Origin of the sequence: Pseudomonas sp. WS 5079, assembly GCF_012985465.1 — a bacterium.
In the GTDB taxonomy this organism is placed as follows: domain Bacteria; phylum Pseudomonadota; class Gammaproteobacteria; order Pseudomonadales; family Pseudomonadaceae; genus Aquipseudomonas.
Genome location: NZ_JAAQWN010000010.1, coordinates 161,136 through 181,710, shown reverse-complemented (window position 1 = coordinate 181,710; position 20,575 = coordinate 161,136). Strand labels below are relative to the sequence as shown.

Genomic DNA, 20,575 nt, shown 5'->3' with positions numbered 1-20,575 from the left:
ACCCGGATCAACCCCGCCACCTGAGCAAAGTCACCCGCACCCACTGAGTTGGTTTCTGTCGTTTCCTGATGAGTACCGTGCCCATGCCCGACAATAATAATGACCTCACCCTCAGCGCCCCCCTCAGCGGGCCGGTGCTGACCCTGGGCAACGTGCCTGACGACGTGTTCGCCAGTGGCGCCATGGGCGACGGGATTGCCATCGACCCTCTCAACGACTGCCTGCATGCGCCGTGCGCGGGCGTGGTGATCCACGTTGCCCGTACCGGCCACGCCCTGACGATTCGCGCCGACAATGGCGCCGAGGTGCTGCTGCATGTAGGCATCGATACCGTCCAATTGAATGGCGAAGGCTTTGCCCTGCTGGTCAAGCAAGGCGCGCGGGTCAGCAACGGGCAGCCCCTGGTGCGCTTTGACCTGGACCGCATTGCGCGCCAGTGCAAAAGCCTGGTCAGCCTGATCATCCTCACCAACGGCGAGCAGTTCGAACTGCGCCCGGTGGCCGTCAATACGGTCAAGGTCGGTGATGCCCTGCTGCGCATCGTCGCGCGTCAGCCTGCCGCCGTGCAGTCTGTGTCCGACAACTCCCAGGCACATGCCAGCGCCAGCGTGCGCATTACCCACCGCGGCGGCCTGCATGCGCGTCCCGCAGCCCTGGTTCGCAAGACCGCCCAGGGTTTCAGCAGCCAGTCGCAGCTGCATTTCGCCGGCAAGTCGGCGTCGTGCGCCAGCCTGATCGGCCTGATGGGGCTGGGCATTGGTGAGCAGGACGAGGTACAGGTCACCTGCCTGGGCAAGGATTGCGACGCGGCATTACAGGCATTGGTCGCAGCCCTATCGGTCACCACCCACGAACACGAGCAGGCCCCAGTGATCGTGACTGCGCGCCCGCTCAACACCGAAGCGGGCGTATTGCAGGGTGTGTGTGCCGCACCCGGCCTGGTCTGCGGGCCGCTGTTGCGGCTGCACACCATCGAGTTGCCGCAAGACCCGGGCAACCACATGCGCGAAGAGCAATTGCAGCACCTGGACAGCGCCCTGGAGCAGGTACGCGGGGAAATCCGCAACACCCTGGAGCACGCACGCCAGCGCAAGGCCGTCGAGGAAGAAGAGATCTTCGCCGCCCACCTGGCCCTGCTGGAAGACCCGACCCTGTTGGAGGCCGCCACCGCCGCCATCGAGCACGGCAGCGCCGCCACCCATGCCTGGCGCGATGCGATCCAGGCCCAATGCGCGGTGTTGCTGGGCTTGGGCAAGCCGTTGTTTGCCGAACGCGCCAATGACCTGCGGGACTTGCAGCAACGGGTGCTACGCGCCCTGCTGGGTGAGGCCTGGCAGTTCCAAATGCCTGCCGGGGCGATTGTCGTCGCCCATGAATTGACGCCCTCGGACCTGCTGCAACTGAGCGCGCAAAATGCTGCCGGCATCTGCATGGCCGAAGGCGGCGCCACCTCCCACGTGGCGATCCTGGCCCGGGGCAAAGACATGCCGTGCGTGGTCGCCCTGGGCAGTGCAGTGCTGGAGGTGCCGCAAGGCCAACGGGTCGTGCTGGACGCCGGCAATGGGCGCCTGGAACTCACCCCGGACGATGCCCGCCACGCCCAGGTCCACCAGATTCGCGAGGCGCAACAGCAGCGGCGCCAGCAGCAACAGGCCCAGGCCCAGGCAGCGGCCAGCACCCTGGATGGCGTGGGCATTGAAGTGGCCGCCAATGTCGCCTCCAGCAGCGAGGCGCAGATTGCCTTGGCAAACGGCGCCGATGGCGTGGGGCTGTTGCGTACCGAGTTTCTGTTTGTCGACCGTCGCACCGCACCCGACGAGCAAGAACAACGCCAGGCCTATCAGGCGGTGCTGGATGCCATGGGCGACAAATCCGTGATCATCCGCACCATCGACGTGGGCGGCGACAAGCAACTCGACTACCTGCCCTTGCCCGCCGAGGCCAACCCGGTGCTGGGCCTGCGCGGTATTCGCATGGCCCAGGTACGCCCGGAGTTGCTCGACCAGCAACTGCGCGCCCTGCTGCAGGTCTGCCCGCTGCAGCGCTGCCGGATCCTGTTGCCGATGGTCAGTGAAGTCGACGAATTGCTGCACATCCGCCAGCGCCTCGATCAGCTGTGCGCCGAGCTGGAACTGACCCAGCGCCCGGAACTGGGGGTGATGATCGAAGTGCCGGCTGCCGCGTTGATGGCCGAGCAACTGGCCGAACATGCGGATTTTTTGTCGATCGGCACCAATGACCTGTCCCAGTACACCCTGGCCATGGACCGCGACCACGCCGGCCTGGCCGCGCGGGTCGACGCCCTGCACCCGGCGCTGCTGCGCCTGATCGCCCAGACCTGCATTGGCGCGGCGAAACACGGGCGCTGGGTCGGGGTGTGCGGCGCCCTCGCCTCTGACCCGCTGGCCACCCCGGTGCTGGTGGGCCTGGGGGTGCGCGAGCTGTCTGTCAGCCCGCCGCAAATTGCCGAAATCAAAGACCGCGTGCGCCACCTGGACGCCGCGCAATGCCGGCAGCTGAGCCAGGGCCTGCTCGACCTGAGCAGCGCCAGGGCCGTACGCCAAGCCTGTCAACACCACTGGCCGTTGAGCTGACAACAACAACAAGAAAAAGGAGACTCGCCATGTACCAACTGTTTATTGAAGGCCTGCAACGCCTGGGCCGTGCGCTGATGCTGCCCATCGCCATCCTGCCGATTGCCGGCCTGCTGCTGCGCCTGGGTGATACCGACCTGCTGAACATCGCGGTGATGCACGACGCCGGGCAAGCGATCTTCGCCAACCTGGCGCTGATCTTCGCCATCGGCATCGCCGTGGGTTTTGCCCGCGACAACAACGGCACGGCCGGGCTGGCCGGGGCCATTGGCTACCTGGTGATGGTCTCCACCCTCAAGGTGATGGACAGCACCATCAACATGGGCATGCTCGCCGGGATCGTCAGCGGGCTGATGGCCGGGGCGCTGTATAACCGCTTCAAGGACATCAAGCTGCCGGAGTACCTGGCGTTCTTTGGCGGGCGACGCTTTGTGCCGATTGTCACCGGGTTTTCGGCGGTGGGCCTGGGGGTGATCTTCGGGCTGATCTGGCCGCCGGTGCAGCACGGCATCAATAGCTTCGGCGTGCTGCTGATGGAAAGCGGCAGCCTGGGCGCCTTTGTGTTCGGCGTGTTCAACCGCTTGCTGATCGTCACCGGGCTGCACCATATCCTCAACAACATGGCCTGGTTTGTGTTCGGCAGCTTCACCGACCCGGCCACCGGCGCGGTGGTCACCGGCGACCTGACCCGCTATTTTGCCGGCGACCCCAAAGGCGGCCAGTTCATGACCGGCATGTTCCCGGTGATGCTGTTCGGCCTGCCCGCAGCGTGCCTGGCGATGTACCGCAACGCCCTGCCGCAGCGGCGCAAAATCATGGGCGGGATCTTCCTGTCGATGGCCCTGACGTCGTTCCTGACCGGGGTCACCGAGCCGATCGAATTCGCCTTCATGTTCCTCGCGCCGTTCCTGTACCTGCTGCACGCGCTGCTCACCGGCCTGTCGATGGCGGTCACCAACCTGCTGGATATTCACCTGGGCTTTACCTTCTCCGGAGGGTTCATCGACATGGTCCTGGGCTGGGGCAAGTCCACCAATGGCTGGCTGGTGTTGCCGGTGGGCCTGGCTTACGCGGTGATCTACTACAGCGTGTTCAACTACTGCATCCGTCGCTTCAACCTGAAGACCCCTGGCCGTGAAGATAGCCAGGTGGCACAGGCCGAAGCGATGAGTGATAGCCAGCGGGCCAGTGCCTATATCCGCGCCCTGGGCGGTGCCGACAACCTGCTCAGCGTCGGCGCCTGCACCACCCGCCTGCGCCTGGACATGGTGGACCGCAACAAGGCCATGGACGCCGAACTCAAGGCCCTGGGAGCGATGGCCGTGGTGCGCCCGGGCAATGGCGGCAGCTTACAGGTGGTGGTGGGGCCGATGGCCGACAGCATTGCCGATGAGATTCGCCTGGCCATGCCGTCGTTTGTTGCATCGGCGCCCGTGGCGGTTGTGCCTGTGGATAAGCCTGTCATGGTGAATGTGCAGGAGGCCGAACAATGGCTGGGCGCCTTGGGCGGCCGGGCGAATGTACGCCAGCTGGAAGCGGTGGCGATGACGCGGTTGCGGGTGGAACTGGGGGATAATTCGGTGTTGTCCGAAGCTCAGTTGACCGCACTGGGTTGCCAGGGCGTGAGCCGGCTTGAAAGTGGGGTCTGGCACCTGTTGATCGGTGACAAGGCAGCGGGGTTGGGCGAGGCCTTGGAGCGGTTGGTTAGCCGCCCGGTCAACGCCTGATCCGAACGGACGCAGAGCGTCCAGGGCGGCGTACCGCTACTTATCTACCGCCCAGCCAAACGCACAACTCCCCATGCTGAGGGTTCTTACCTCAAGCATGGAGAGCGTGCCCGTGAGCACAACACCCCAGACCTTTGAAGGCATCAAAGGCCACCTCAACCAGATCAGCCATCACCTGCTCCAGGTCGAAGCGCCGCTGTTGCCCGAACAAAAACCTGTTGCCGAACTGGCCTACCTGGAAAAAATCAATGGCCAGCTGACGCGCTACCGCCAGCAATACATGAACAAGAGCCAGGTCCTCTATATCGGTATCAAAGCCGACGTCCTGCCCGCCCGTGTGGCGACACTCAAGACCACCCTGAACACGTACCTGCAACAACTTGATCGCGACGAGCAGATCGACGGCAAACCACGCAAGTCCTATATGACCTTCGAAGCCGGGTTCAGCACCCTGGCCCATGAAACCAAACTCAGCGCCCAGGACCGCCTTCTGCATCCGCAACAACAGGCCATGCTTGAGCGGGTGCCCCTGGGCAGCACGCAACGCCCGGGCCTGTACGCCCTGTCGTTCCAATACCAGGAGCGCACCGTCGAATTGGCCGGCGCCTTTGTCCTGACTCAGCAATCCAGCCCGCTGGTCGCCGACCTGGACGCCGGGCCAGCGGTGGGTGAAGTGATGCTGTTCACCCCCTCCCGCGGGATCGCATCCTTCAGCTCCCTCGCCCAACTCAACCGGCATCTACTGCAAGGAATGGACGATGCCGAGCAACGTCGCGACTTCATGCAACTGCTGCCCGTGCGTTATCACGATGTCAGCCCCGAGGCCATCTGGCCGCTGCAACTGGCACCGATCAGCGACAGGCCGCTGTTTGAACACACCTACAACGCCCTGATCGACAAGCGCACCCAGGACATCGAGCACGCCTTGAGCCTGGTGGACAACCCCACACAGAGCCCCGCGCAACTGATCAGAGCCCTGGACCGCGCCATTGCCGGCGCCTTGCCGGACCTGCGCGCGCGCCTGGCGTGGCGCGCGCGCCGCTTGCTGGAGCGCCACCTGCGCCACAGCGCCCCGGACTGGTATCGCAGCGCCAGCGAAGCGCGGCGCGCCACCCTCGCCACCCACCTTTGGCACTACAACGAAGCCCGCCAGGACCTGCTCGACCTGCTGGGCCCGGTCACCACCCCGCAGTCCCTGGCCCGCTACCAGTTGCTTGAACGCCTGAGCGACGAGCTGGACATTCAGGACCTGGCGCCAGAGCACCTGTTGATCAACACCCGGCGCTATGTCTACCCCATCGGCGAGTATGAACATGATCGCAGCCTGGTCGACCTGGCCCTGCGCGGGTTGCAAGACGGGGATGCCCTGCCGGGCTCGGACTTCCTGAACAAAACCACGCTCACCTATCAGGGCGCGACGCTTCCCACCGCCTACCAGGACCTGACACCCACCTGGCTCGCACAGACGCTGGCCACCTTACAGCCGCGTATCGACTTTGCCGACGCGCAACGGCAAATGCATGCCAAACCAGAAGTCAGCCGTAGCATCGAACGGATGCTCGACCAAAGGCTCAACGCACTGGCCTACACCGCCCTGCTGCAAGGCCACCTCAGTGACGAGGACTTTCAATTGGTGCAGGACCTGCGCCAGGGCACCAACCCGCACCTGAGCGCCGCCACTCTGTCGCTACATGCCGCTCAATTGCAGGACCTGTGGGTACTGCGCCAAAGCGATGCCAGCGGCGCAATCATCCGCCTGTTGCTGTGCACGCCCGAAGCGCCCCGCGCGCAGCAGTTCATGGCGTTTGACAGTGAACTCGCCTGCCAGAACCACATCCTCGGCTGGAGCCTGGACAATGGCAGCAAACACCCCCCGGGCACCCTCACCGACTATCTGATCAAGCGCGTCGCCCTGCGCTTTCGCGGGGCCATGAAGCAGGTCTTGAGCGGCCTGAGCTTCAAGTTCCACGACCAGGAATACCAAGAGATCGGCTTTGGCAATATCGGCAGCCACGCCATGTGCCTCAAGGCGATGTCGGCCCATGTGCTGGCGACCCGCATCGACGACTATGAATTCGGCACCCCGAGTTGGTACCGATCCGCCAGCGTCGACAACCGCCAGAAGCTGTTGAAACTGGCCGAAGACAGCGAGGGCGCGCTGCTTACCTACAATGAACATCCGTTGTCTGACGCTCGATTTCCCAGCTTTACCCATTACCTGCATGAACAGGCGAGAAAAAGCCTCAACGACTTGCTGGGCCGCCCCCAGAACGATGTCGACCCGGACACCGTGTGGGCCTTTTCACCGCCGTCGTTGCTCGGCGCGCTGACCCCGCCGCCCCTGACTTACACCCAGCTGTACCGCGATGGCTACGCCGACGGCGTGGGTTTTCTCGACGAGAAATTCTCGCGTTCGGCTCGTTTCAAAGGCCCGCCCGGCGTTGACTTGAGCCAATTAAGCGCAGAAAAAATTGCACGCTCGGTCACCGGCACCTGGGTCGGCGAGCGCTACATCAACCAGGTCAAGACCCGCTTGCTCAACACCGGCAGCACCGACTATGCACTGCGGCGCAATGCCACCTTGAGCATCACCCAGCACCAACTGCAGAACGCCGCCCTGGAGTGCCGGCTGGAGGGGTATATCGCCGGGGTAGACTGGACGTGGTTGCAACGCAGTATTGCGAGCATGCACGACACCGCCGCCCAGACCCGTGGCACCTACGCTATCCATCGCCTGCTGGTGGACGGCGAATGGGTGATGGGCAACCTGCTCTTCAGCCATGGCGATTTTCCGACGTTGCTCTACACCCCAAACGCACCGGACGGCATCAGCTTTCGCGAAGCGCGGCTGTTCAATTACCGGTTGAAAAAGATTCCCGGCATGGTGGGCTATTTCACCCTGCGGGTCGGCGCCCAGTCCCAGGTGCGGGTCCGGGCCTTCCTGGAAAACGCCAAGGCCCAATTACCCGAAGACCTGAGCCAGACCGACACCAGCCCGGCACGCTATGACTCGACCCACGGGCAACCCCCGCTGCAGGATCTACGCGAGGCCCTGTACAACATGCCGTTGCAGCGCAAGATCGATGACGTGCAAGGCACCACGGTCAATCGCAACCAAATGATCAGCGCCATTTTGTGGAACTGCGTGGAATGGGTCACCGCGATTGCCACCGCGCCGTTTCCCAGCCTCAGCCTGAGCCTGGGCATGCTGCTGGCATTCAAGGACGGCATGCTGGCCCTGCACGCGTACCAGCAGGGCGATACCGGGGCGGCACTGGAACACTTGCTCGGCTACGTGCTTAACAGTGCCGGGGCCGCCGTCACCGATCTGCGCCCGGCCCTGGCCTCGGTCAAACAGCTCGCCCGGCCGGGCCTGCGCCAGGTCACCAGGAGCCACGCTGCACCGAGCGAAGCGGTGAGGCTGGTGCAGCCCCTGCAACCCAAGCCCCTGGCGCTGGAAAATATGCAAGCGGTGCTGTTCGAAGGCCAGGCGCTATGGGCCAAAACCGTTCCGGACCCGATCGGCCGTTACCTGCTGTATCGACTGGATCCTGTCACCGGCAGGCTGGTCTCCACCACTCGGGTGGCCGCGCCAGATAGCCAAGGTGTGTGGCGCCGCACCGGGGTCACTGGTGGCGCACCCAAGTACGAAAAACTACCCGAGCCCCCCGAACCGCTGAAAGCCTATGAGATGCCACCGAGCTATGCCCGCGATCTGGGTAAGGCCATCAACCCGGATACACGCGCACAGATGCTGCTGAACACGAGTGAGTTAGTGGGCTCAGAGGGGGTGGCCAGGGGCGTGCTCGCCCTCGACCTTAACCCGCTGCGTACGGTTTACCTGCAACAGGTCGAACGCCTGAGCACTGACGCCCAGGACTTTTTCACCCAGCTCGCGCCTTTACCGGCGCGCACCGCTCCCCCGGCCGTGGACGCCAGCACCTCATTCGCGCAACTGATCGCCAGCGACGCGTTCAGCGGCAACAAAAACCTGATCATTGGCGCAATACCGGGCTCCATCGCCAGTAAACAGCTGCTGATCACGCCGATGGATGCCTTGATCAGCAACGGCTTCAAACACTTGTACATTGAGTACCTGCCCGCCGATGCATTCCGCACACGCCTGCAGCGCCTGCATCAGGGTAAAACCTGGGAAAACATTCGCCAGCATCTCGAAGCGGTCGACAAGGGCTTTGGTCTTGCACCGGACGCCGAATATTCCTACCTTGCCCTGGTACGCAAGGCCAAGGACAAGGGCGTGAAAATCCTGGCCCTGGACGCTTCTACCTCCTACTTGCTGGACGATTTCCTGCAAATGCGCGACACCCCGCCGACCATCCCGCGCAGCAACAGCATCAGGAATTTCTACTCCCATAAAGCCATCGGGGCCGATGCCCTCGTCGAACAGGACGAACGTTGGGTGGCCCTGGTGGATCACAGCCGCCTGCGCACGTTCGAGGGCACGCCGGGCCTGGCCGACTTGCAAGAAGCAGTGGCCCTGCGCGTGGAGGATGTGGCGGCGGGCCAGCCGGTGGGCCTCTGGGTCGACACGCCCGGCGCCATAGCCGGTGACCCGTTGGCCAAGGGCGATTATCGCTTGGCCCTGCACACGGCGTACAAGGAGCCCGGGCAAGCCGCTTCTGCCAGCGTCGCGTCTACGACGGACGTGACGCACTTCAGCGACTACGATATCCCCCACGCCTTCCGGGACAGCATCAGCCGGCAAAGCACCGCCGGCCGTGGGCTGGACAGCAACTACGCCTCACCGATCGCCACCGAGCAAAGGGCTTTCAGCGTCTTTCTGGACGCCCGAGAGCGCCTGAGTCGCGATGCGGCGGCTTACCTGGAGCAGCATGTACCGCCAGCCAGGCCCGATCCCTCCACCCTGGGCACACCGGCCACCCCCCAGGCGCTGCTCGAACGTGTTGGGAGCAGCGAGTTTTCCGGGCTGGTGGTCGGTGAAGCGCACCAGGCGCAGTCGAGCAAGCGCTGGCTGCGTGAACATATGAAAAAGCTCAAGGAACAGGCATTCAAGACGCTGTACGTAGAACACCTGTTGACCGATATGCATCAGCAAGATCTGGATCTGTTCCTGCGCACCCAACACCTGCCGGACAACCTCAAGCGCTACCTGGCCATGCTTGATCGCGGCCAGATGCCGCACTACAAGGGCAAAAATTCCTACACTGAAGTGATCCAGGTCGCGGCCAGGCATGGCCTGCGCATCCGTGCCCTGGACTGCACCGCCAGCTATAACGTCAAGGGCCTGGAGGATGGCGATCTGGGGCGCAACCAGATGTTCAGTTACTTCGCGTCAAAAGTAATCCAGGCCGACCAGGCAGCACAGGGCCCGCACAAATGGGTGGCCTTTATTGGCAGCGCCCACACCAATAACAACCTGGGCGTGGCCGGGCTTGCGGAACTGCAAGGTGCAGTCAGCCTGCATGTGCGGGATACCGCCCCGGCGCTGGCGCAGAATATTCGCCCGGGGACCTGGGAGGTTTCGACCTCGGGCATAAAGCCGTTCAGGCGGGCGTTACGCGGCGACCTTGTTTTAGAAGCCGGTGTGGAGGGGATTCGTGCGCCAGCTCCCTTTGTCCCGGTAGACCGTCGTCGATTGAATCTCGCGGGCCTGTACTTGATCGAACGCCCGTCGCCTTCGCAGACCAACCTGCTGCACCGCTCGCGCAGCGGCGAAATCGTGTCGACGCCGATCAAGGTCGACCACGACGGCCTGTTCTATGTCGAACGCTGGGCGCCGATGCAGGGCAAGCGTTTCAGCTACGAAAACACGTTGATCAGCGCCCTGGAGGTGGAGGTGGGACTAAAACCTGCGCCAGACATCACGAGGCTTTGATTTCGGCGATCTGACAGGCAAAAAAAACCCGCTGGCCAATCTGGCCCAGCGGGTTTCTTGTTCTAGCGGCCAGCGGATCAGAAATCCGCCAATTGCCAGACCTCATAAGCCGGTGTCTCGTAGGGATGACTCAGCTTCAACGCAGCAACTACCGCCACGATCAACGCATCGGCCACCACCAGCTCAACCTTCCATTCTGCAACCACCTCGACCTGGCCCACCTGCCCGATAAACGGCTGGCTGCCATCCATCGCGCGGAACTGGCCGCGGCCCAGCACTTGCCAGGCACAGTTGTCGTAGTTGCCGATGCGCCCGCCACCGGCCGCGAAGACGGCGCTTTTCACCGTCTCCACATGGCTGTCGGGCACAAAGAAGCTGAGCTTGTACACCGCCTTAGTTCACCCACACACGAGCGTTACGGAACATGCGCATCCACGCGCCGTCTTCGTTCCACTCTTCCGGGCGCCACGAGTTCTGCACGGCGCGGAACACCCGCTCCGGGTGCGGCATCATGATGGTCACGCGACCGTCGCGGCTGGTCAGCCCGGTGATCCCGCGCGGCGAGCCGTTCGGGTTGGCCGGGTAGCTTTCGGTGACCTTGCCGTGGTTGTCGACAAAACGCAGGGCCACGGTGCCGGACAGATCGGCTTCCAGCAACGCTTCCTCGCTTTCGAACTCGGCATGGCCTTCACCGTGGGCGATGGCAATCGGCATGCGCGAACCGGCCATGCCTTGCAGGAAGATCGAGTTCGATTCCTGCACCTGCACCATGGCCACACGGGCCTCGAACTGCTCGGAACGGTTACGCACAAAGTGCGGCCAGAACTCGCTGCCCGGGATCAGTTCGCTGAGGTTGGACATCATCTGGCAACCGTTGCACACACCCAGGGTGAAGCTGTCGTTGCGTTCAAAGAAGCCCTGGAACGCATCGCGCGCGCGGCTGTTGAACAGGGCCGATTTGGCCCAGCCTTCACCGGCACCCAATACGTCGCCGTAGGAGAAACCACCGCAGGCCACCAGGCCCTTGAACTCATTGAGGTCGACGCGACCGGCGAGGATATCGCTCATGTGCACGTCGATCGCATTGAAGCCTGCACGGTCGAACGCGGCCGCCATTTCGACCTGGCCGTTGACGCCCTGCTCACGCAGTACGGCAACCTGTGGCCGGATGCCTTTCTTGATGTACGGCGCGGCGATGTCCTGGTTGACGTCGAAGCTGAGCTTGGTGCTCAGGCCCGGGTTGTCTTCTTCCAGGATCACGTCGAACTCCTGCTCGGCACAGTCGACGTTATCGCGCAGGCGCTGGATCTGGTAGCTGGTCTCGGCCCACTGGCGTTGCAGCAGGCGGCGCTGGCCTTCAAACACGGTGTCGCCGTTGAAGACGATGTTGATCACGCCGTTGTTGATCGGCTGGCCAACCACCGCCACGCAGTCGCCCAGGCCAGCAGCGCTGAACTGTGCAAGCACGTCCGGGGTCGCGTCCTGGCGCACCTGGATCACCGCGCCCAGTTCTTCGTTGAACAGGATGGCGGCGATGTCAGCGGAAGTTTCCGCCAGACCGTCGAGGTTCAGGCTCAGGCCGCAATGACCGGCAAAGGCCATTTCCACGACGCTGGTCAGCAAACCACCGTCGGAACGGTCGTGGTAGGCCAGCAGGTGGCCGTCGGCGTTCAGGCCCTGGATCACGGCGAAGAAGGCTTTCAGGTCTTCGGCGTCATCGACGTCCGGCGCCTGTTTGCCAAGCTTGCCGTGGGTCTGGGCGAGGATCGAGGCGCCCATACGGTTCTGGCCACGGCCCAGGTCAACCAGAATCAGGTCGGTGGTGCCCTTGTCCATGCGCAGTTGCGGGGTCAGGGTCTGGCGGATGTCGGTGACCGGCGCAAAGCCGGTGACGATCAGCGACAGCGGCGAAGTGACGCTCTTGTCGGTGCCCTCATCGTTCCAACGAGTGGCCATGGACATGGAGTCCTTGCCCACCGGAATGGTGATTCCCAGTTCCGGGCACAGCTCCATGCCGACCGCCTTGACGGTGTCGTACAGGCGCGCATCTTCACCGGGGTGGCCGGCAGCAGACATCCAGTTGGCCGACAGCTTGATATCTGACAGCTTGCCAATGCGCGACGCGGCGATGTTGGTGATGGTTTCGCCAATGGCCATGCGGCCCGACGCCGGGGCGTCCAGCAGGGCCAGCGGCGTGCGCTCGCCCATGGCCATGGCTTCACCGGTGTACACGTCAAAGCTGGTGGCGGTCACGGCAACGTCAGCTACCGGCACCTGCCATGGGCCGACCATTTGGTCACGGGCCACCAGGCCGGTGATGGTGCGGTCGCCGATGGTGATCAGGAAGCTTTTGCTCGCCACGGCCGGGTGGTGCAGCACGCGCTCGATGCTGTCGGCCAGGTCGAGGCTGCTTGGGTCGAAATCATCGCCCAACTCGGCTTCACGTACCGCCGAGCGGTGCATGCGTGGAGCCTTGCCCAGCAGCACTTCCAGGGGCATGTCCACCGGGCTGTTGCCGAAGTGGCTGTCAGTGACGGTCAGTTGCGGCTCGGCGGTTGCTTCGCCGACGACCGCAAACGGGCAACGCTCGCGCTCGCAGATCGCCTGGAAGCGTTCGAAGTCCGCAGGCCCCACCGCCAACACGTAGCGTTCCTGGGATTCGTTGCTCCAGATCTCGTGCGGGGCCATGCCCGGCTCGTCGTTTGGAATGTTGCGCAGTTCGAAACGGCCGCCACGGTCGCCATCGTTGACCAGTTCCGGGAAGGCGTTGGACAGACCGCCGGCGCCGACGTCGTGGATGAAGCTGATGGGGTTCTTGTCACCCAACTGCCAGCAACGGTCGATGACTTCCTGGCAACGGCGTTCCATCTCAGGGTTTTCCCGTTGTACCGAAGCGAAGTCCAGGTCCGCCGAGCTGGTGCCGGTGGCCATGGAGGAAGCCGCGCCGCCGCCCAGGCCGATCAGCATGGCCGGGCCGCCGAGGACGATCAGCTTGGAGCCGACGAGAATCTCGCCCTTCTGCACGTGGTCTTCACGGATGTTGCCCATGCCGCCGGCCAACATGATCGGCTTGTGGTAACCGCGCACTTCATCGCCACGGGGGGTGGTGATGGACTGCTCGAAGGTACGGAAGTAACCGGTCAGGGCCGGACGCCCGAATTCGTTGTTGAACGCGGCGCCGCCCAGGGGGCCTTCGATCATGATGTCCAGCGCGGTGACGATGCGCTCAGGCTTGCCGTATGGCACTTCCCACGGCTGTTCGAAACCTGGGATCTGCAGGTTGGACACGGTAAAACCGGTCAGGCCGGCCTTGGGCTTGGCGCCACGACCGGTGGCACCTTCGTCGCGGATCTCGCCGCCCGAGCCGGTGGCTGCGCCCGGGAACGGGGCAATCGCGGTCGGGTGGTTGTGGGTCTCGACCTTCATCAGGATGTGCACCGGCTCCTGCACCGCGCCGTACTGGCGGGTCTGCGGGTCCGGGAAGAAACGGCCGGCGACAGAGCCGACGATCACCGAGGCGTTGTCCTTATAAGCCGACAGAACGCCTTCGCTGTGCATCACGTAGGTGTTCTTGATCATGCCGAACAGGCTTTTTTCCTGGCTCTGGCCGTCAATATCCCAACTGGCGTTGAAGATCTTGTGGCGGCAGTGCTCGGAGTTGGCCTGGGCGAACATCATCAGTTCGATGTCGTGGGGGTTGCGCTGCAAGCCGTTGAAGGCGTTGACCAGGTAGTCAATCTCGTCTTCGGCCAGGGCCAGGCCCAGCTCGGTGTTGGCCTTCTCGAGGGCGGCGCGGCCACCGCCGAGCACGTCAATCGCGGTCAGCGGCTTGGGCTCGGCGTGGCTGAACAGGCCGCCAGCCTGTTCCAGCTGGCTGACGATGATCTGGGTCATGCGGTCGTGCAGGCTGCTGGCGATCAGCTCGGCCTCGGCGTCGCTGAACTGGCCAGCCACGTAGAAGGCGATCCCGCGTTCCAGACGCTGGATTTTTTCCAGGCCACAGTTGCGGGCGATATCGCTGGCCTTGCTCGACCAGGGCGAGATGGTGCCGAACCGCGGCAGAACCAGGAACAAGCGGCCGGTCGGCTCTTGAACGGGAACGCTGGGGCCGTACTTCAGAAGGCGTGCCAGCACTTGCTGTTCGTCGGCGGTCAAAACGCCGTTAACGTCGGCGAAGTGAGCAAATTCAGCATACAAGCCTGTGACAGCTGGAACCTTCTGGCTCAGTTGCTCAAGGAGTTTGCTGTGGCGAAAGGCAGAAAGGGCAGGAGCGCCGCGCAGGATCAACATCTTCGGGACAGCCTCGGGAAGGGGGTGTGCTTTGAGGCCGTGCATTCTAGCGTAAACCTGCGCCAACGGCACCCGAAACGGCACCGCTGGCCGCTGCCGAACGTCAGTTGGCACCGATTGCACGGTATCGGGGCGTTTTCCAGGGCCGGCGGCGCAGTTATTTTAACCGTCACAATCGCGCCCCAGGCCACGTTTCTGCGGGCTGCAGCACAGTTTCGCGGGCGCTAGCAGACAACGCCGATGCTGTCGAGATATGGCGCCATGGGCCGTTTGCGTATACTGCGCAGATGTTCCCCCCAACTGCTTTGCGCCCGCGATGTGCCAAATGGCTCCTCGCCACCGGACTCTTCCTGATGCTCAGCGCCTGTGTTGATAAGCCCAGCACGCTCGAGCGAATCAAGGAGGATGGCGTATTGCGGGTGATCACCCGAAACAGTCCGGCCACCTATTTCCAGGACCGCAACGGCGAAACCGGTTTCGAATACGAACTGGTCAAGCGCTTTGCCGACGACCTGGGGGTCAAGCTTGAAATCGAGACTGCCGACAACCTCGACGACCTGTTCGGCCAGTTGGGCAAACCCAACGGCCCGGTATTGGCCGCTGCCGGCCTGGTCAGCAGCGAACAGCGTAAACAGCAGGTGCGCTTCTCCCATGCGTACCTGGAAGTGACCCCGCAGATCATTTACCGCAACGGCCAGTCCCGCCCCACCAACGCGGCCGACCTGGTGGGCAAGAAGATCATGGTGCTCAAGGGCAGCACCCACGCCGAGCAACTGGCCGAGCTGAAAAAGCAGAATCCTGCGATTGAGTACGAAGAGTCCGACGCCGTTGAAGTAGTCGACCTGCTGCGCATGGTCGATGAAGGGCAGATCGACCTGACCCTGGTCGACTCCAATGAAGTGGCGATGAACCAGGTGTACTTCCCCAACGTGCGGGTGGCCTTCGACCTGGGCGACGCCAGCAACCAGAGCTGGGCCGTGGCAGCCGGGGAAGACAACAGCCTGCTCAACGAGGTCAACAGCTACCTCGACAAGGTCGAGAAGAACGGCACCCTGCAGCGCCTCAAGGATCGTTATTACGGGCATGTCGATGTGCTGGGCTACGTGGGCGCCTACACCTTTGCCCAGCACTTGCAGCAGCGCCTGCCCAAGTACGAGAAGTTTTTCAAGACCTCGGCCAAGGAAGAAAAGGTCGATTGGCGGCTGTTGGCGGCCATTGGTTATCAGGAGTCATTGTGGCAGCCGGCGGTCACCTCCAAGACCGGCGTGCGTGGCCTGATGATGCTGACCCAGAACACCGCCCAGGCCATGGGCGTATCCAACCGCCTCGACGCCCGGCAGAGCATCAAGGGTGGCGCCAAGTACCTGGCGATGATCAAGAGCGAACTGGACGACAAGATTCTCGAACCTGATCGCACCTGGTTTGCCCTGGCGGCCTACAACGTCGGCGGCGGTCACCTGGATGACGCGCGCAAGCTGGCGCAAAAGGAAGGCCTGAACCCGAACAAATGGCTGGACGTGAAGAAAATGCTGCCGCGCCTGTCGCAGAAGCAGTGGTACAGCAAGACCCGCTACGGCTACGCCCGGGGCGGTGAGCCGGTGCACTTCGTGGCCAACATCCGCCGTTACTACGACATCCTGACCTGGGTGACCCAGCCACAGCTGGAGGGCAACCAGGTGGTGGAAGGCAATCTGCATGTGCCGGGCGTGGACAAGACCAAGCCGCCGCAAGATACCCCCCAACTCTGACCCCTGGGAACGACCAGACACCACAAAACCCAATGTGGGAGCGGGCTTGCCCGCGATCGCGGTGGGTCAGTTGATGAGTATTTGACTGACCCACCGCTATCGCGGGCAAGCCCGCTCCCACATTGGGTTTTGTGGTGTTCTACAGGCCGGTGATCAGATGTACTACCCCACCCGCCAGTACCATCACCGCCGTGATACCCGCCGCCTTCAGCGCCGCCTCGTCCACCCGCGCCGGGTCCTGTAGCTGCACGCGGATCCGGGTCAATGCCACGCGCTGCTGTGACTTGAGATTACTCGCCCCACCCAACGCACTCAGCACCTCAGGCGCCAGCATCGCATCAGCCGCCGGCTCGGCAACCACCGTTTCTGCCACCAGGTCCGGGGTCAGGGCTTTCCAGAACGCCTGCTGCAATTTCTCGAACATATTCAGTTCTCCACAACCAGTGAGGTTTCCACAGTCGCCGCGTGGTACTGGCTCAAGGCCTCGCGCACCTGGGCGGCTTCTTCCAGGTTTAACACCTGGTGGGCGATCAGTTGGCAGTCCGCCAGGTCCAGCTCACGCACCGTGGCCTTGATGCTCGGGATCAGCGGTACGCTGACGGACAACTCGTCCACCCCCAGCCCGATCAGCATCGGCACCGCCAGCGTTTCGGACGCCAGCGCGCCACACACCCCCACCCACTTGCCGTGGGCATGGGCGGCCTTGACCGTGGTGGCGATCAGGCGCAGCACCGCCGGGTGAAAGCTGTCGGCCTGGCTGGCCAGGCGCGGGTGGTCGCGGTCCATGGCCAGGGTGTATTGGGTCAGGTCATTGGTGCCGATCGAGAAAAAATCCACATGGGGCGCGAACACATCCGCCATCAACGCGGCTGACGGCACCTCGATCATGATCCCCAGTTTCGGCAGTTCAGTGAGCCCCAGGGCCGCCGCTTCCTCTTCGAGGATCTGGCGGGCCTGGCGCAGCTCCGACAGCAGGCTGACCATCGGCAACATGATGTGCAACCGGGCCAAGCCCGCGCTGGCGAGGATTGCCCGCAACTGCTCGCGCAACAGCTCAGGACGCTCCAGGCACAGGCGAATGCCACGCAGGCCAAGAAAGGGGTTGCTCTCGCTGTCCATCGGCACGTAGGCCAAAGGCTTGTCACCGCCCACATCGAGGGTGCGCACCACCAGGTTGCGCTCGGTGCCCAGGGCACCGGCAATGGCGCTGTAGGTCTGGGCCTGTTCCTGCGGGCTCGGCGCACGGTTGCGGTCCAGGTAGAGAAACTCCGAGCGCAACAGCCCGACACCCTCAGCCCCCAAGACCAGGGCTTGCTGCACTTCTTGCAGCGAAGCGACGTTGGCTGTCACCTCGACATGATGACCATCGCGCGTGGTAGCCGCCAAGGCGGCCTGTTGCACATCGCGCTGGTGACGCAACACCTGTTGCGCGCGCACGGCCCGCAGCCGCTCGATTACCGTCGGGTCCGGGTCCAGGTGCAGTTCGCCTTTATCGGCGTCCAGCAACACTTGCTTGCCCTCGGGCAAGTCCAGGACCTGGGCTGGCACCCCGCACATCGCTGGCAAGCCCAAAGCACGCGCAAGGATGGCGACATGGCTGGTGGCGCCGCCGGCAACGGTGATAAATCCCAACACCTTGCGCGGGTCGAGGCTGGCGGTTTGCGAGGGTGTCAGTTGCTCGGCAATCAGGATTGCCTGCTCCGGCAACTCCCAGGCGCCGTCCTGCACCCCGAGGATCAGCTTGAGCACACGCTGGCCAACATCCGCCATATCGGCGGCGCGTTCGGCCAGCAGGGAGCTGCCGGATTGCTCGAACAGCCCGGCGGTGGCGAGTGTGGCGCTGTTCCAGGCAAAGGCGGCGCTCTTGCCTTGGGCGAGCAGGCCTTGGGCTTGTTCAAGCAGGGTCGGGTCTTCGAGCAATTGCTGATGGGCGCGGAAAATCTCTGCCTGGGCACTGCCACCGGCCTTGTCCTGCAACACTTGCAGCGCTTGGGTTGCAGCGCGCAAGCCACGTGCCAGGGCGGCATGCTCCAGCGTCTCGCCAGCCCCCTGCTCAGGCACATTCAGCTCGGGCTCAGCCACCTGCACCACCTGACCAAACGCCGAACCCGGCGATGCACATACGCCACGCAGCACGCTTGCCGATGACAGCGGCGCAACTGGCTCAACCACCTCGGCCACCAGCGCAACGGTTTCGCCACAGCCTTCTGTCAACAGCGTAACCAACGCCTGGATCGCCGCCGCGGCATCCTCCCCCGCCGCGCTCACTTGCAGGATATCGCCCCGTACCGTTTGCAAGCCCATGATCGCCACCAGGGACTTGGCGTTGGCGCTCTGGGTTTGCTTGTGCAGGCAGATGCTCGCCTTAAAAGCCTTGGCCGCCTGGGCCAGCACCGCCGCCGGGCGGGCATGCAAACCGTTGGCGTTGGGCAGCTTCAGGGGCTTGGAGAACAGTGCGTCACCCTCCTCCTCGTCATCGTTGGCGGCGCGTATTACCGGCGTCACACGCAACAACGGTTGCCCGGTTTCCACCAACCCCGCGCCCGCCGCCAGCAGCACAAATGGCTCACCGCTGACCACCAGCATCAGGGTCAGCAAGCTACGGGCATTGAGCGCGATAAAGTCGCCATCGAATTCGATCAAAGGCTGGCCCGCCTCAACCCGCTGGCCTTCCTCGACCAGCCGGGTGAAGCCCTTGCCCGCCAGGTTCACGGTGTCCAGGCCGATATGCATCAGCACTTGCACGCCCTGGTCGTCGGTGACGCTGACCGCATGCCCACTGTCCTGGATATTGCTGATCACCCCGGCCAGCGGCGCGCAGAGGGTCTGCGAGGTGGGATCGATACACACGCCGTCGCCAATCAGGCGGCTGGAGAACACCGGATCCGGCACCTGGTCCAGGGGCAACAGCACACCCGCCAGGGGCGCCAGCAGTTCCAGGGGTTGAGTTGTGGTCATGACATCACCTGCTGTTTGGTTCTGTAAAAAACATGGGCCGAGTACACGTCCCGGGGTGAAATGGGCCCCTGTGGGAGCTGGCTTGCCTGCGATTGCATCAACGCGGTCTCATTGGAATACCGAGCCGCCTGTATCGCGGGCAAGCCCGGCTCCCACATAAAGCCGGTGTTTATTTCCACCAGTATTCGACCTGCACACCGAAGTTGGAACCGTGGCGCGCGGTGCCATAGGAGCCGGTGTCGGACAACGCCGAACCCGCCGCCAGTTCATTGGCCGCGCGCTTGGCTGCTTGGTTCCAGGTGGCATAGGTGTAGTACAAACGCACCTCCGGCCGCGCCCAGAAATCCGGGCCCTTGGGCGACCAGGTCGGGGCGAAGGTGAACTTGCTGAGTTTGCGCGTGCCGCCGCTGGCGTCGACCTGATCGTGGCCCAGTTCGGTGACCAGCTTGAACTGTTCGCTGATGGCATACGCCGGGCGCACACCGACAGACATCCAGGTCTGGTCCTGGCTGCCGGGGCGCACGTCTTTCTGGTACACCGCCTCCACCTGGCCGCCAAAACGCGGGGTCACTTGCCAGTCAAAAAACTCCACCGCGCGGTAGCTTTTGCTACTGCGCTCCAGAGCTGTATTCCCGGTGTAGCCCAGGCCGGTGCCCGGCCCTTCGCCGTACTGCAGGGCGAACTTGTTCTTGCCACCGAGGAACGCGGCCTGCACATGCTGCGCAGTGAGGGCCCAGCCGCTGTGGGTGTCGCGCCCGCCCGCCTGTTCGATATAGCTCAGGCCCAGTTCCAGTTCGCCGCCGGGGTTGGTCTTGAAGCCTGCGACGTTGAAGTCGTGACGGGTGGCGTATTGCTTCTGGTACAGGTTGTCCTTGCGCGACAGGGCGTAGCTGTACTTCAGATCGCCGATCAGCACGTCCTCGATGCCGCCGCCGGTGGCGCTCTGGTTCCAGTAGTAGAAGTCGGAAATATGGATGTCGTTACGTTTGTAGTAGCGCCGACCGGCCCACAGTGAGCCGCCGTTGAGGCTGGGCATGTTCGACCATTGCGCATACATCTGTGGCATGCGCGCCGAGCCGTTGTTTTCGCCCTGGAACTTCAGTTCGCGGTCGTATTTGTTATACAGCGAGGCCATGGCATCCACGCTCAGCACCGAACCGTCGTCCAGGGTGAACAGGTCCTGGCGCAATTCCAGCTCGGCATATTGCTCGCATTCGTTACCCAGGCGGTACTTGGATTGAGCGCCCGGCAGTTGGAAACATTGCTGCGGGCCGCTGCCGGTCGAGGTGCCGGCGCCGCTACGCAGGTAGCCGGCAAATTCCAGGGCGTGGGCCGCCAGGGGCAGGGTCAGGCAGGATGCGACGAGGCCCAGCTTTATTGTTGTTTTCATGAAGCGCTCCA

At 63.6% G+C, this 20,575-nt stretch carries 9 protein-coding genes; 4 read left to right on the top strand and 5 right to left on the bottom strand.

Features of this window, described 5'->3' with window-relative positions; genetic code table 11:
* Positions 1-83: 83 nt before the first annotated feature.
* The 3 genes from ptsP (HBO05_RS24685) (at position 84) to HBO05_RS24675 (ending at position 10,178) form a co-directional block, all read left to right on the top strand.
* A complete protein-coding gene (gene ptsP / locus HBO05_RS24685; protein WP_172314428.1) occupies positions 84-2,594 on the top strand; it encodes a phosphoenolpyruvate--protein phosphotransferase in 2,511 nt (836 codons plus the stop codon).
* Positions 2,595-2,623: 29 nt separating this feature from the next.
* Complete coding sequence (nagE, locus tag HBO05_RS24680) at positions 2,624-4,321, top strand: N-acetylglucosamine-specific PTS transporter subunit IIBC (protein WP_172314426.1); 1,698 nt, start codon at positions 2,624-2,626, stop codon at positions 4,319-4,321.
* Positions 4,322-4,433: 112 nt separating this feature from the next.
* Entirely contained in the window at positions 4,434-10,178 is a 5,745-nt protein-coding gene (locus tag HBO05_RS24675; RefSeq protein ID WP_172314424.1) for a membrane-targeted effector domain-containing toxin, read from the top strand.
* A 77-nt stretch (positions 10,179-10,255) separates the two neighbouring features.
* Here the strand turns inward: HBO05_RS24675 and HBO05_RS24670 are convergent, their stop codons facing one another.
* The gene (locus HBO05_RS24670; RefSeq protein WP_169956665.1) at positions 10,256-10,567 is read right to left on the bottom strand and encodes a YqfO family protein; all 312 of its coding nucleotides are present in this window, start codon (positions 10,565-10,567) and stop codon (positions 10,256-10,258) included.
* A gap of 4 nt (positions 10,568-10,571) precedes the next feature.
* A complete protein-coding gene (purL, locus tag HBO05_RS24665; RefSeq protein ID WP_169956698.1) occupies positions 10,572-14,468 on the bottom strand; it encodes a phosphoribosylformylglycinamidine synthase in 3,897 nt (1,298 codons plus the stop codon).
* Positions 14,469-14,755: 287 nt separating this feature from the next.
* Between purL and mltF the strand changes: the two genes are divergently transcribed.
* The gene (gene mltF, locus HBO05_RS24660) at positions 14,756-16,216 is read left to right on the top strand and encodes a membrane-bound lytic murein transglycosylase MltF (protein ID WP_172314422.1); all 1,461 of its coding nucleotides are present in this window, start codon (positions 14,756-14,758) and stop codon (positions 16,214-16,216) included.
* 139 nt (positions 16,217-16,355) lie between these two features.
* On the opposite strand, the gene HBO05_RS24655 is transcribed toward mltF, so the two are convergent.
* From HBO05_RS24655 to HBO05_RS24645, 3 genes are all read right to left on the bottom strand, one after another.
* The gene (locus HBO05_RS24655) at positions 16,356-16,640 is read right to left on the bottom strand and encodes a PTS transporter subunit EIIB (protein WP_169956669.1); all 285 of its coding nucleotides are present in this window, start codon (positions 16,638-16,640) and stop codon (positions 16,356-16,358) included.
* 2 nt (positions 16,641-16,642) lie between these two features.
* The gene (gene ptsP / locus HBO05_RS24650; RefSeq protein ID WP_172314420.1) at positions 16,643-19,174 is read right to left on the bottom strand and encodes a phosphoenolpyruvate--protein phosphotransferase; all 2,532 of its coding nucleotides are present in this window, start codon (positions 19,172-19,174) and stop codon (positions 16,643-16,645) included.
* A gap of 169 nt (positions 19,175-19,343) precedes the next feature.
* The gene (locus HBO05_RS24645; protein ID WP_170042961.1) at positions 19,344-20,564 is read right to left on the bottom strand and encodes a carbohydrate porin; all 1,221 of its coding nucleotides are present in this window, start codon (positions 20,562-20,564) and stop codon (positions 19,344-19,346) included.
* Between the last annotated feature and the right edge of the window lie 11 nt (positions 20,565-20,575).

Excerpts from the sequence above, each read along its gene's own strand:
- ptsP (WP_172314420.1), bottom strand. The coding sequence starts at position 19,174 with ATGACCACAACTCAACCCCTGGAACTGCTGGCGCCCCTGGCGGGTGTG.
- mltF (WP_172314422.1), top strand. The coding sequence starts at position 14,756 with ATGTTCCCCCCAACTGCTTTGCGCCCGCGATGTGCCAAATGGCTCCTC.
- HBO05_RS24645 (WP_170042961.1), bottom strand. The coding sequence starts at position 20,564 with ATGAAAACAACAATAAAGCTGGGCCTCGTCGCATCCTGCCTGACCCTG.
- purL (WP_169956698.1), bottom strand. The coding sequence starts at position 14,468 with ATGTTGATCCTGCGCGGCGCTCCTGCCCTTTCTGCCTTTCGCCACAGC.
- HBO05_RS24655 (WP_169956669.1), bottom strand. The coding sequence starts at position 16,640 with ATGTTCGAGAAATTGCAGCAGGCGTTCTGGAAAGCCCTGACCCCGGAC.
- nagE (WP_172314426.1), top strand. The coding sequence starts at position 2,624 with ATGTACCAACTGTTTATTGAAGGCCTGCAACGCCTGGGCCGTGCGCTG.
- ptsP (WP_172314428.1), top strand. The coding sequence starts at position 84 with ATGCCCGACAATAATAATGACCTCACCCTCAGCGCCCCCCTCAGCGGG.